General features: G+C 68.9%; 9 protein-coding genes, 2 pseudogenes and 1 riboswitch. Of the genes and pseudogenes, 6 read left to right on the forward strand and 5 right to left on the reverse strand.

Annotation, left to right across the window (positions count from 1 at the left end):
• Positions 1 to 84 precede the first annotated feature (84 nt).
• Positions 85 to 1,197 (forward strand): catalase family protein, encoded by a 1,113-nt coding sequence (locus AB5J55_RS40940; RefSeq protein ID WP_369275499.1) that lies wholly within the window; start codon positions 85 to 87, stop codon positions 1,195 to 1,197.
• Positions 1,198 to 1,221: 24 nt separating this feature from the next.
• Here the strand turns inward: AB5J55_RS40940 and AB5J55_RS40945 are convergent, their stop codons facing one another.
• From AB5J55_RS40945 to AB5J55_RS40960, 4 genes are all read right to left on the reverse strand, one after another.
• On the reverse strand, positions 1,222 to 1,554 hold the full coding sequence (locus AB5J55_RS40945) for a putative quinol monooxygenase (protein ID WP_369275500.1): 333 nt from the start codon (positions 1,552 to 1,554) through the stop codon (positions 1,222 to 1,224).
• Positions 1,555 to 1,735: 181 nt separating this feature from the next.
• The gene (locus AB5J55_RS40950) at positions 1,736 to 2,131 is read right to left on the reverse strand and encodes an IclR family transcriptional regulator C-terminal domain-containing protein (protein ID WP_369275501.1); all 396 of its coding nucleotides are present in this window, start codon (positions 2,129 to 2,131) and stop codon (positions 1,736 to 1,738) included.
• 52 nt (positions 2,132 to 2,183) lie between these two features.
• Positions 2,184 to 4,316 (reverse strand): ThuA domain-containing protein, encoded by a 2,133-nt coding sequence (locus tag AB5J55_RS40955; protein WP_369276439.1) that lies wholly within the window; start codon positions 4,314 to 4,316, stop codon positions 2,184 to 2,186.
• 14 nt (positions 4,317 to 4,330) lie between these two features.
• Positions 4,331 to 7,186: a carbohydrate-binding protein gene (locus AB5J55_RS40960; protein WP_369275502.1), complete on the reverse strand. Its 2,856-nt coding sequence runs from the start codon at positions 7,184 to 7,186 to the stop codon at positions 4,331 to 4,333.
• Between the two features lie 385 nt (positions 7,187 to 7,571).
• Positions 7,572 to 7,658: riboswitch (ZMP/ZTP riboswitch) on the forward strand.
• Between the two features lie 21 nt (positions 7,659 to 7,679).
• Here AB5J55_RS40960 and AB5J55_RS40965 point away from each other — a divergent pair.
• From AB5J55_RS40965 to AB5J55_RS40985, 5 genes and pseudogenes are all read left to right on the forward strand, one after another.
• Positions 7,680 to 8,056: pseudogene (locus AB5J55_RS40965) on the forward strand (tetrahydrofolate dehydrogenase/cyclohydrolase catalytic domain-containing protein); the annotation flags it as partial.
• 1 nt (position 8,057) lies between these two features.
• A pseudogene (locus AB5J55_RS40970) lies at positions 8,058 to 8,453 on the forward strand (hydrolase); the annotation flags it as partial.
• Between the two features lie 329 nt (positions 8,454 to 8,782).
• Positions 8,783 to 9,517, forward strand: a complete 735-nt coding sequence (locus AB5J55_RS40975) for a calcium-binding protein (protein ID WP_369275503.1) — start codon at positions 8,783 to 8,785, stop codon at positions 9,515 to 9,517.
• Between the two features lie 209 nt (positions 9,518 to 9,726).
• Positions 9,727 to 10,824 carry a hypothetical protein gene (locus tag AB5J55_RS40980; protein ID WP_369275504.1) on the forward strand — a complete coding sequence of 366 codons (1,098 nt, stop codon included), beginning with the start codon at positions 9,727 to 9,729 and terminating at the stop codon, positions 10,822 to 10,824.
• A gap of 165 nt (positions 10,825 to 10,989) precedes the next feature.
• A complete protein-coding gene (locus AB5J55_RS40985) occupies positions 10,990 to 11,505 on the forward strand; it encodes a hypothetical protein (protein ID WP_369275505.1) in 516 nt (171 codons plus the stop codon).
• Between the two features lie 158 nt (positions 11,506 to 11,663).
• Here AB5J55_RS40985 and AB5J55_RS40990 read toward each other — a convergent pair whose 3' ends face one another.
• Entirely contained in the window at positions 11,664 to 13,181 is a 1,518-nt protein-coding gene (locus tag AB5J55_RS40990; protein ID WP_369275506.1) for a SpoIIE family protein phosphatase, read from the reverse strand.
• Between the last annotated feature and the right edge of the window lie 49 nt (positions 13,182 to 13,230).

The raw sequence follows: 13,230 nt of genomic DNA on the forward strand, positions 1-13,230 counted from the left end.
TCATCACAGCAAGTTATATTGTGCACAATTTAATTGCTGGCTAGATTTTGGGAATCAACGGCACTGTCACAAGGAGGCAGCACCATGGATCCCGTCCGCTATGAGGATTACCGCCCCGCCGAACGCCCTGACTATCAAGCGGAGTTGGAAGCGGTGGTCGCACAGGTGGCGCAGCGCACCGGTGCCTCGGTCGAACGCGAGGCCGTCGGCCGCGCCGTCCGCACCGCTCACGGAAAGACGTACGGCCTCCTCAAAGCCACCGTCACGGTCGGTGACAACCAGGGCCTCCACGGGCAGGGCATCTTTGCCCGGCCCACCGTGTACGACGCCGTCGTCCGCTACTCCAACGGTCTGGGCCACCAGCGTCCCGACCACCAGCTGGGCGCGGCGTGCGGGATGGGCATCAAGCTGTTCGGGGTCCCCGGCCGGTCACTGCTGGCCGATGAAGCGGACGCCGGCACCTTCGACCTCAACCTGATCAACAATGACGTCTTCTTCGCGAACACCGCCTACGACTACATGGTCATCGAGGAGTTGTTCGCGGAGCTGCCGGAAGGCCTGGCGAACCCCGCCCGCCGCAAGACCTGGATGGCGGAGTTCCTGACCCGCCGGGGCACGCTCACCGATCCTGACGGCTGGCTGTGGGACGAACTGTTCGCCATGCTCTCGTTCACCACCGTCCCGCGCAGGAACCTGCTGTCGTACACCTACAACAGCATGGGGGCCTTCCGGTACGGCGACCACATCGCCAAGATCCGCACCGTGCCGACGGCCGAATCCCTGGCCGCCCTCACACACCAGATCGTGGACGTGCGCGCGGACAACGAGGCGTTTCGCCGCACGCTGATCGCCGAGGCCGAGGAGCGCGACCATTCCTTCGAGCTCCAGGTGCAGCTCAACACCGATCTGGCTCGCATGCCGGTGGACAACACCTCCGTGAAGTGGCCCGAAGAGTTGTCCCCCTGGGTGACCGTCGCCCGTGTGGACCTCCCGCGTCAGGACGTCGGCGGGGAGGACAACGTCGCGGCCGCCGACGCCACGTCGATCACGCCGTGGCGCTCACGAGAGGAGCACCGGCCCATCGGCGAGATCCAGCGGGTGCGGCAGGAGGTGTACCGGCGCTCGTCCATCGAGCGGCACCGCATCAATGGACAACAGCGGCGTGAACCGGTCAGCAGCGCACAACTGCTCGGCTGAGCCGCCCGAGCCGCCCGGCGGGCCCTACCCCTGCTCGGGCACGGCCATCTCGCCCAGCAGCGACCAGTCGTCCTGCGGAATGTTCGCGTTCACGATGCGAGGCGTCTCGATCAGATGGGGCGGCAACGTCTGCTGCGCGGCCCTGAAGTGCGCCGACTGCACGTGAGCCGCGCCCGCTTCGTCATCGCGGAAGGCCTCGACCAGGACGTACTCCGTGGGGTCCGTCACGCTTCGCGACCAGTCGAACCAGAGGCAGCCGGGCTCCCGGCGCGTGGCTTCGGTGAAGTCGGCGGTGATGTCCGGCCACCGATCGGCATGCTCGGGACGGACTCGGAACTTGGCGGTGATGAAGATCATCAGCCTTCGTGTCTCCTCGGATGTACGTCGTCTCGGTTGCGGTCCGGCAGCAGATGTCGGAGGCCGGCGCGTGCGGATGCGTGGCGACAGGATCGTACGACGTCAGCCGCGCACGGGCAGTTCACCCGCGCCGGGAAGGGCCTGAAGCAGCACATCGTTCGGCTGCCCCCGCGGTCGGTGATCAGGTCACTGGGATCTTCACGAAACGCGTGGCCGTCGCGAACTCCGTCTCGATGCGAGCTGCCGTGGCACGGAGTTGGGGGAGGAGTTCGGTGGTGCACTCTTCCGGGGTGCGGCGGCTGTTGTGCATCGCGGCATTGACGGCCGCCACCACCTTCCGGTCGCGGTCGTGCACGGGTACGGCGATCGAGCGCAGTCCTTCGTCCAGTTCGCCCTCGTGCAGCGCGTAACCCTGCTCGGCCACCTGGTCCAGCACCTCCTCCAGCCGCCCGCGATCGGTGATCGTACGGCCCGTCAGTCGCTCCAACGGGCCGACATGATCCAGGGCATCCCTGCGCTCGGCAGGCGGCAGGCCCGCGAGGAGCACGCGTCCCCTACGAGCAGCCGAGCGATGCACCGACTGCCCGGTCGAGTTGATGGCTGCGACCGGGCATCTCGCCGGTGCGGCCTCAGTCGGCGGCCGCTCCCTGGAAGCGGCCGACCCAGTACGCGGTGCGATCCAGGTACGCCGTCTGCGCCGCCTCTCCCGTCTGCCCGTACGCCCCGCTGTACGTCTGGTAGCCGTGGCCGGCCGGCGGGGTGGAGTCGGCCGGCTCGATGGAACTCCCTTCGTGCCACTCGTTGAACGAGGTGACCGACACCCAGGTCGGCGACCCGCCGATCGCCGGATCCAGGGCGTTGGACCACTGCCGGTCGTACGCCGCGCCGTCGGCGCGCTCCACGGTGGGTGTTGCGTTGCCCGGCACCGCCCGGTCGTCGATGTAGCCCGGCGCGACGGACGGAGCCCAGATCAGACCATGGGCACGGGCGTAGTCGCCGGCCTGTTTCCAACCGGGAGCCGTGGCGCCCGCGATGCCGTCGTAGGTGTACATGCCGGAGAAGTGCGCGATCTTGGTGGTGTCCGTGGTCTGGGCGAGGACGATGCTCGTGTCGGTGACCTGGTCCAGTGCCGTCCAGTCGGTGATGTCGAGGCTCTGGAAGACGTAGAACGCGCCCTTGCCGCCGTGGTCCGCCGAGCGGTGGAAGGCGGGGTGGCTGCCGTAGGTGCTGTTGATGTACTCGATGTCGGCGGCCGTCGATGCCCCGGTGCGGCCCGAGTACGGCTCCAGGTGCCAGGCCACCTGGATGCCCTGCTCCTGCGCCGCGTCGAGTACGCCGCGCGCGAGCCGGTCCTCGTAGCTGCCCCGGCCCCACCAGCTGTGGACGATCACGCCGGCGCCCGACCGGGCGACCCACTTCATGTGCTGGTCGACTGTGCCGTCGAAGTCACCGGAGTCGTACGGGCCGAGTGCCGGGTAGAGGTCGGCGCCGAGGCCGTCGGGTGGGGTGTGGCCGCCCTGCTGCCAGTGGCGCCAGCCGCCGTTCACCGTCGGGCTCCCGTACCAGGGGTAGTAGAAGAGGTGTACGTCGTCGGACAGCGGTCCGGCGGTGGTTTCGGCGCCGAGGCGGAACGTGTCGATGTCGAACAGGGCCCCGCCGCCCCCGGTGAAGCGCAGGAAGAGCGACCCGGAGGCGGAGGCGGTCAGGGGCGTGGTGACGGTCGTGAACGTCTCCCAGCCCCCGGTGACCGGTACCGCCACCGAACCGAGCAGGGTGCCGCCGGCCGAGCCGGACCGGATCTCGATCGTGCCGCCCGCGCCCGCGGAGGAGACCTTCGCCGTGAAGGTCTTCGCTCCCGCGGTGGTGACATGGGAGTAGCCTGCCCAGTCCCCATGCTCGATGTAGCCGAGTGTCTGTCCGCCGCTGGCCGGGGCGTGCGCGGCCACCTGCACACCGGAGCCGGAGCTGTACGACTCGGCCTCGATCTGGCCGTTGCCCGCCGGGGCCGAGCAGTCGGCCGTCGCCTGCCCGGCGGCGTACCGGACCCCGCCCAACAGCAGTGAACGGAAGGCGGGGTCGGCGTAGGACTCGATGGTGTGGCCGAGCCCGGTGTAGAAGGATCGGCCCGTGCCCTGGCTGTGGCACCAGGTGATGGGGTGGTCGGCGCCCATCGAGCCGCCGCTGTAGGTGCTTTCGTCCAGTGTCTGGAGGACGCGCACGTTGGGGCGGGGGTTGGCACGGTAGTTGTACCACTCGTCGGTGCGGGTCCAGGTCGCGCCCAGGTGGGTGGTGGCCGGGTGGGTCCGGTCCTCGGTGCGGATCGTGGCCTGCTGGATCGCTGGGTGGCTCTGGAACCAGGCACCGACGAGCTGTCCGTAGTAGGGCCAGTCGTACTCGGTGTCGGCCGCCGCGTGCACGCCGACGTAGCCGCCGCCGGAGTCGACGTAGGACTGCAAGGCGTTCTGCTGCGCGGAGTTGAGGACATCGCCGGTGGTGTTGAGGAACACCACGGCCTCGTAGCTCGCGAGGTTCGACGCGGTGAAGGCCCCGGCGTCCTCGGTGGCCGCGACGGTGAAGTCGTTCTGCCCGCCGAGTGTGCGCAGGGCGTCGATGCCGGCCGGGATCGCGTCGTGACGGAAGCCGGCCGTCTTGGAGAACACCAGGACCTCGAAGGAGGCAGCGTGCGCGGTGCCTGCCGGGGTGATCAGGGCGCCGAGCAGGCCCAGCGCCAGGGCAGCGGTGCCGCGGCGCAGCCGCCGCATCAGGATGGTCATGGTCATCGCCCCTTTCGCGCCGCGGAGGCGGACGAGTTGAGCGTGAAGGTGTCGACGTCGAACAGAGAACCGGAGCCTCCGGTGAAGGTGAGGAACAGCGGGCCCGATCCAGCGCCGTTGAGTGTGGTGCTGACGGTGGTGAAGGTGTCCCAGCCGCCGGTCACCGGCACGGTCACGGAGCCCAGCAGCGGACCGGTCTGCGAGCCGGAGCGGAACTGGAGGGTGCCGCCGGCCCCGGCCGAGGAGACCCGCGCGGAGACGGAGGCCGCACCCGTGGTGGACACGGAGGCATACCCGGCCCAGTCGCCGTTGTCGATGTACCCCAGCGTCAGACCACCGCTGGCCGTACCGTGCGCGGCCGACTGCACACCAGAGGCGGAGCTGTACGACTCCGCTTCCCACGGCGTCGTCGTGGCGGAACCGGAGCCGACGGTGAAGGCGTCGACGTCGAACAGATTGCCCTGCCCGGTCGGGCCGCGGAACACCAGGAACAGCTCGGTGGTTCCGGCTGGCGCGCCGGAGAGGTTGGCGGTGACGTCGGTGAAGGTGTCCCAGCCGCCGGTCACCGGCACGGTCGCGGAGCCGAGGAGGGTGCCGGTGGCAGAGCCGGCGCGTACCTGGAGGGTGCCGCCTGCGCCACCGGATGCCACCCGGGCGGTGAACTTCGTGGCGCCCGCGAGGACGTACGGCTTGAACGAGATCCAGTCGCCGTCATCGGTGAATCCGACCGTCCTGCCGCCCTCGGCCGTGGCGTGATCGGCGATCTGGATGCCGGACTGGGCGCCGAAGTGCTCGCCCTGCCGATGACGCGGTTGCAGAGTGCGCACGGAGTGCGTGGTCAGGCCGCCGGCGTCGGTGTACTCGGCGTCGAAGACACCGTACAGATTGGCGGCGCTGTCGTGTTCGCCGTCGGCGGGCACGGTGAGGTTGCCATCGCAGCCGTTGGTGGAGGTGATGGCGTGGGTGTGGCTGTCATGGCCGAGGAGATAGGTGACCTTCACCTTGGAGCAGTCGACGGTTCCGTCCTCGGGGTCGCTGACCTGCACCTTGAACGGCACGGTGTCGCCGAAGGCGAACGGCTGCCCGTCCAGGGGCTGTTGCAGGGTCACCGTCGGTGCCGTGTTGCCGGCGGTCACCACCAGGCTCGCGGTGCCGGTCAGGCCCTCCGGGTCGCGGACCGTGAGGGTGGGCCGATAGGTGCCCGCGCCGGTGTACGTGTGGGTGGGGTTGGCCTGCGTGGACGTGGTGCCGTCGCCGAAGTTCCAGGAGTACGTCAGCGTCCCACCCTCGGGGTCGGAGCTGCCCTGGGAGGAGAACCGCACGGTCAGCGGCAGGGCGCCGGAGGTGCGGTCGGCGGCGGCCCGGGCGACCGGGTTGCGGTTGCTGCCCGCGATGTACTCGATGCGGTACAGGGCCGAGTTGTTGCTGCCGGTGCCGTAGTCCAGGACGTACAGCGCGCCGTCGGGGCCGAAGTCGGTGTCCATGACCTGGGTGCCGTTCCAGGGGACGTCCTCGATCGACCCGTAGGAGCCGTCGCTCCTGACCTCGATGGCCTTGATCCACTGGCGCCCGTACTCGGCGGCGAAGTAGCGGCCGTCGAGGGACTGCGGGAACTTCACCGTGGAGGTCGAGTTGGGGTCGTAGCGGTAGACCTCGCCGCCCATCGGGGACTCGGAGCCGCCGCCGAACTCGGGCGGCGAGCCGTCCAGCCCGTACTTGATCCAGCTCGGCTTGGCCGGGGGCAGTTGGGCCTGCCCTGTGTTGCGGAAGGAGTTGTTGGCCGGCCCGCCCGCACAGTTGTACTTGGCGGCGGAGGGGCCGCTCGGGAAGGTGTACTCGTTGTACGTCTCGCTGGTGGTGTTGGTGCCGGTGCAGTACGGCCAGCCGTAGTTGCCGGGCGAGGTGATGCGGTTGAACTCGACCTGGCCGCCCGGTCCCCGGTTGGGGTCGGTGCCGCCGGCGTCGGGGCCGTAGTCGCCGAGGTAGACGGTGCCGGTGGGCCGGTCGACGGACATCCGGAACGGGTTGCGGAAGCCCATGGCGTAGATCTCGGGTCTGGTGCCGGCGGTGCCCGGTGCGAAGAGATTGCCCGAGGGGATGGTGAACCCGCCGGCTGCGGTCGGCTTGATCCTCAGCACCTTGCCCCGCAGGTCGTTGGTGTTGCCGGAGCTGCGCTGGGCGTCGAACTGGGGGTTGCGGTTGGTGCGTTCGTCGATCGGCGCGTACCCGGACGAGTCGAACGGGTTGGTGTCGTCGCCGGTCGTCAGATAGAGGTTCCCGGCCGCGTCGAAGTCGATGTCACCGCCGACGTGGCAGCACTGGCCGCGGTCGTTGGGCACTTCGAGGACGACCTTCTCACTGGACATGTCCAGGGTGCCGTCGGTGCGCAGCGTGAACCGCGACAGGTTGAGGTGACCCTTCCACGGCTCGAAGTCGGCGGCCGTACCGGTCGTGGGGGCGTCCCCTGCCGGTGTGTTCAGCTTGGGGGAGTAGTAGACGAACACGTACCGGTTGGAGGCGAAGGCGGGATCGGCGGCGATTCCCTGCAGGCCCTCCTCGTCGTGCGTGTAGACGTCCAGTTTCCCGGCCTGCTTCGTGTTGCCCGCGGCGTCCGTGAGGCGGATCGTGCCGTCGCGGGCGGTGTGCAGGACCGACCGGTCGGGCAGTACGGCCAGCGACATGGGTTCACCCATCTCGGCAGCGCCGGTGGCGAGTTGGACCTGCTGGTAATCGCCGGGCGGAAGGTCCGCCGGGGCGGCGGAGGCGGTGGTGGCCGTGGGAGCCGCCGTGGCGACGCCGGCCAGGAGGAGCGCGAGCGCGGTGAGCGTTCTCAGCCCCGCGCGAGGGCGCCAAAGCATGGGGGGTCGTCCTTCCTGACGGTGAGAGATGTCAGGCAAGGCGCGCGCCGGCCGCGCGTGCCGCAAGGTGGTGCGGGGCACGACGACGGACCTGTCGGACCCCCGCGTGGGAGCGCTGTGCGTGAATTGCGCTGTTGGCAAAGGGAATTGCGGCACTCTGATTGCATTTTGCATGCTGGCGGCCACCGCCAAATATGTCAAGGCCCTGTCAAAATCTCGAGTGGAACGGACTCGCCGGCCAGGGTGGGCTCCAGCGTCAGGGTGCCGGTCTGCCGGGTGCCCGTGCGCCCGAGGGTTGTGGCCAGGGGGGCGTGGCGATGGCCCTGAGTAGGTGTATTTGAACTTTCTGTTCATGATCAGCGGAAGCGCCATCCACTAGGAGTGGTGCGTGGGCCGTGACTGGCGCTGAGGTGGAGCACCACCGGGGAGCGGTCTGACGAATCGGTCGATGCCGTGCGCCTGGGCGAGTGGTCAGCGACGCCTGGAGGCGACCATGTCCCAGACACAGACAGCCCGGCTCATGGACGGCGTTGGCCTTGCCCGACGCATCGTCGAGGAGACATCAGACAAGGCGTCAGAGCTTGCTCGACGTGTCGGTGTGACGCCTTGCCTCGCAACGGTGCTGGTAGGTGAGGATCCGGCTTCGGTGACGTACGTTCGGATGAAGCGGGCCCGTTGCGCGAAGGCGGGCGTCGAGTCCCGGCTTGTCAGCCTGCCGGCCACCACTACAACGGCTGAGCTGGTGGAGGCCCTCCAGTCCCTCTCGCGGGACGCCGGAGTGCACGGCACCTTGCTTCAGCACCCGTAGGCCATCACATCGATGAGCGGGCGGCATTCGAGGCCATCGCGCCGGAGAAGGACGTCGACGGGGGCCAACGGCAGCTGGAGCGAGCAGTACTGCCTGGCCGACCTGCGACTTCGCGCCGGGGGCGACCCGACGTACGTGTGGGACTGGTACAAGTCCAACGGCTGCCTGTTCGGCTCCAACCGCGCGACGATGATGTCCGGCTGGGACCCGACCCTGCACGTCAACGGCCCCGGCCAGCACAGCTTCGTCCTGCTCGACGGCGACATCGGCACGAGCCCGCCGGCCGGCCCGAGGTTCCCCCTGATGATCCACGCGGTCCCGAAGGGAACGCCGTACGCGTGGGAGAACCGGTACTGGTACACCGGCACGTTCTGCTGGTGGGGCAACACCACCTACAGCCGTGCCAATGTCCCGGGCGCGAACACGAACACGGGCTGGAGTCTCAAGTTCTTCGAGTAGGGGAGACCAAATCCTGCCCGGAGCTTCCGTGCCGATGACCGTACCGTCCCTCCTGGTCGCACAAGGTCCCTTCACCTCCGGGGGCAACGATCCGGCCGGTTCGGCAGTCGTAGGGGAGTGACGGACTTCCGTCTCCGGAGCCTTCTGCCAACCACCGTTCCCCTTCCGGTGGTTGGCGGCAGGGCCTGTCACCCCTGGGAGATTTCATGAGCCGCTATGCCACACCGCTTGGCGACAGACCGAGCGGCGGGCACGACATCGCCGTGTCCACCACCGGCGCAAGTGCCCCGCAGGGTAGGCCCGTCGGTCGCGGGGCAAGCCGCGGTGTCGTGCTGGGGGCCGCTGTCGTGCTGCTGGCCGGTTTCGGCGCCCCGGCCGATGCTGCGGCCGGCGAACCGGTGGTCAGCGGTGCCACCGTCAACTCCGGACGGGACGTCATCGTGGGTATCACGCACGACGTGGTTTTCCCGGTCACGGTCGGCGGATCGGACGACTCCGGCCTGTCCTTCGTGGACGTGGATCTGAAAGGGCCGCACGGCGGCTTCTACACCACCGACGCGTTCTGCGAGAGTGCGACGGCCTGCACAACGGTGTTCACCGTCAACGCCCACCCTGCTCCAGGCAGCGACGATCCGGTGGACCTGGCCAACGCCAACGCGGGAACATGGTCCGTAGACGCCTTGGCCGACGCCAATGACGGCGAATCGGTCTTCGCCCCGCGCGTGGGGTCGTTCAGCCTCAAGCGTGCCGCGCAGCTCACGGTCAACGCGTCACCCGAGCCGGTGACGAAGGGCGCTCGTATCACCGTCACCGGCAAGCTCGTGCGGGCCAACTGGGACACCTATCGGTATGCGGGATACACGGGCCGGACCGTGCACCTGCAATTCCGCCCGAAGGACAGCAGCACCTACACCACGGTGGTCGCGGTAAAGACCAGCAGCACCGGCACATTGCGCGCCACGGTCAAGGCGGTCAAGGACGGCTACTGGCGTTGGAACTTCGCCGGCACGACCACGACCGGCCCGGCCAAGGCCACCGGTGACTACGTCGATGTACGCCCCTGATCCGACAAGCACCGCAGCTCGCAAGCCGGGTGGCTCGTCCGCCCGGCAGCAGTGCGCCACGACCCCGCACCTACGACGTCCCGTCGTCACCTCTCGGCGCTGACCAGGTGTCGATGCGTCGTATGGTTCCCGCTGTGGTCGCTGCTGCGGGATGTGAGGGTGTGCGAATGCCGTGGCTGAGAAAACCCGGGAGGCGGACGGTCGGGCTCGTGGCCGCGGTCAGCGCGGCGCTGGCGCTGACCTCCTGCAGACCGGGGGGACATGACGACGAGTCCTCGGCGGACCGTGAGGCGAAGTACAAGCGCGTCATCGAAGATCCTCACCCGCGCCCCGCCGACGTCATCGAGATGGCCGGCGCACCCACCGGAGTGGTCCGCGCGGGCGAGGGCTCGCTGCTTCTCACGTACTACGCCGGCAATGTCGAGGACGACGAAGGGCCGGCTGCGTCCGCGTGGCGCATCATCGGCCCGGACGGCGCTACGGTCGCGCAGCACGCGGAACACGCCGACGCGGAGGCGACACCAGCCGCGTACAAGGGAGTGACCGGCGGCTTCGTGCGGGTGCCGCCGGGCGAAGGAGCCGAGGGAGCCCAGGCCCTCGACGTAAGCGGCAAGCGGCAGAAGGTCGTCATCACCGGGACTTCGTTGCGCACCCGACCCGGCGACGTCCTGCTCGCCGAACTGGAGCCGACCCTCGTCTACCGCCCCGCCACGCGCACCGTGGCGCCCCCGGCCGGAGTGCCGGAAGACGCCGTCCGTCTCGCCGTCGACGAGCGGGGCACGATCTGGAGCCTGGACCAGTCACTGACCGAGGACCCTGATCGTGTCCTGTGGCAGCGCGACGGTCGCACCCTGGGCTCTACGGCGGTCCCGAAGCCGTACACGGGTGGCGTGCTCGCCGCGCGCGGTGGCACCGCGGCGCTGTCCCTCACCCGGGGCGAGAGCGCGAGCGGTCTGCTGGTGACGACGGACAGCGGCGAGCACTGGCGGACGGTCCCCGGCGGCGGCGTCGCCTGGCAGGACCTGAAGCGTGGCCCGGAGTCGCTGGTCCTGGAGGTCCTTGCCGACGGACGACTGCTCGTCGGCGAGGAAGGCGGCCGCTACTGGCTCGCTGACGACCACACCAACAGCACCTTCCACCAACTGAAGACGCCGACTGCATTCACGTCGCTCACCGTCCACGGCAAGACGCTCTACGGCATCGCGGACGCGACGACAGCGACGTACAGCCTGGTGAAGGGCGAAGGGCTGTGGATCTCGCGTGACGGCGGCCGTGATTGGCGGCGCCACGACTGGCGCGGATGGTGACGCTCGCCGAACAAGGGGAGGCCCTGGGAGTGCCGCTGCACTCTCGTGTTCCGCTTTGTCCTCTGGCCAACGCGCGTAGACCGCGGGCACGATTCTTCCTGCACCACCTGCACCACCTGCACAGCCGCCCCACAGAATCGTGGCCCACCGCAGGAAGGTCCCCGTATGAAGGTCACCCAGGCCGTGAAGCTCCGCTCGGTCCTGACCGCTCTCGCGCTCGTCATCGCCCCCAGCGCCGTCGTCATCGGCACCGCCGGCGATGCGTTCGCCGTCACCAAGATCAGTCACGCCACCGCGACCTCGATGTTCCAGCAGGTCGGCATCACCTGGTCGTCGTCCGGGAACTGCTCCAACCGCAACAACCCCACCTGTACGTCCTTCGAGCAGCTCAACCTCGCCACCGCCCAAGGCGCACAGACGCTCAAGCGTGCCAGCGGCTGTGCCCTGAACATCACGGGCGGCACCGAGACCGGACACGCCTCCGGCACGTACTCGCACTGGAACGGCTACAAACTCGACTACGGCAAGTACGCCTGTCTCGGGAACTACATCAAGAACACCTTCACCTACATCGGCCCGCGCGGCGACGGGGCTCCCCAGTGGCGCTCCGGCTCGGGCAACATCTACGCCGACGAGGGCAACCACTGGGACGTCCTCTACTACAACTGCGGCGGCTGCTGAAGCCCGCACTGCACAGCACCGAGAAGTCGCAGCTCTTCCGGCAGCTCCCGGGCTGCCGGAAGAGCTCGCAACGTCCGTTCGCCGCGCCTGAGCCTGTGGTTCCGGTGACCGGGCGGAGGCCGGGTCTGACGACCGTGCCGTCCCGCAGGCCCGGCTCTTCAGACCTTGCCTCGGCCTGCGCCTCCTGGGCTGGGACCTGCCCGGGCGATGAGCAGGGCCACGTCGTCGTGGTCGTCATCGGCACGCAGGGTGTGCAGCAGAAGGTCGCAGGTGGCGTCGATGGAGCGGTTGGGGTCGTCCAGGACGTTGAGGAGGGCGTCCAGGCGTGCGTCGATCGGCTGGTCGCGGGTCTCGATGAGGCCGTCGGTGTACAGGACCAGTTGGTTCCCGGGCCCGAAATCGACCGAGGTGGAGTCGAAGGAGATGCCGCAGCCGCCCAAGGGTGCGCCGGTGGGTAGGTCGAGTAGCTCACGTGTGGCGTCCGGGCGGAGGAGCACGGGCGGTAGGTGTCCGGCGAGGGAGACGTGGCACTGCGCGGAGTGGGGATCAAAGACGGCGTAGACGCAGGTCGCGATGGTCTCGAGGTCGTCCGTGATGTGGTCGAGGTGGTGGAGGACCTGGTCGGGGGACAGATCGAGGTCGGCCAGCGTTCTGGTGGCGGTGCGCAGTTGTCCCATGGTGGCAGCGGCTGTGACACCGCTGCCCATGACGTCGCCGACGACGAGGGCGGTTTTGTCGCCGTTCAGGGGGATGACGTCGAACCAGTCGCCGCCGATCTCGATGGTGGCCTGGGCGGGGCGGTAGCGGAAGGCGACATCGAGACCAGGCCGTTGCGGAGGGGGGTGGGGCAGCAGGCTGCGTTGGAGGGTGAGTGCGGTACGCCGCTGTTCTTCCACGGCGTGGTGTCGGTCGGTGACATCGACGCTGGAGGTGGCAACGCCCAGCACTTTCCCGTTGGGGGATTCGAGCCGGTAGAAGGAGATCGACCAGGCGTGATCGTTGTCCGGGTCGGCCGCTGTGCGGCCCACGATGTACTGGTCAACAATCGGTGTCCCGGAGGCGAGGACTTCACGCATGGCGCCTTCGAAGGACTTGTCCAGGTAGGGCACCACCTCGTGGACGTGGCGGCCGATGTGCTCGGTGGCCGGCACGCCGTTCATCCGTTCTTCGGCGGGGTTGACGGAGACGTACCGAAGGTCGGTGTCCAGCATGCCGAGCCCGATCGGTGACTGGGATACCAGCTGGGCGGACAGGGCCAGGTTCCGCTCCACCTGCCGTAGCGTCGCCTGGTCCGTGGCCAGGCCCAGAGCCCAGTACTCGCGGTGGTCGTCCTGCAACCGCATGTTGCGGAACTCCACCAGGCGGCTGCTGCCGTCCTTACGCCGGACGGGAATGACCCCGGCCCAGCTCTCGCCGTCCTGCATGACCTGCGCGAACAGCGTCAGCACCGTATCGAGCTGCTCTCTGTCGATCAACAGGTGGCTCGCGTACCGGCCCAGTGCCTCCTCGGCGGTGTAGCCGAAGAGGGTCTCGGCCTGCGGGCTCCAGAGATCGATCCTGCCCTCGGCGTTGAGGAGGACTGCGGCCACGTTCAGCACATCCAGCAGGCCACCCGGCCTGGACGCAACCACACCAGCCGTGGCGGGATCGTCGCGGAACGGCTCGGTCGCACCCATACCTCGGGCTCCTTCCCGCCGCGGACCAGGCTGCCGCCCTGCCAGGCTG

It is taken from the genome of Streptomyces sp. R11, assembly GCF_041051905.1.
GTDB lineage: Bacteria > Actinomycetota > Actinomycetes > Streptomycetales > Streptomycetaceae > Streptomyces.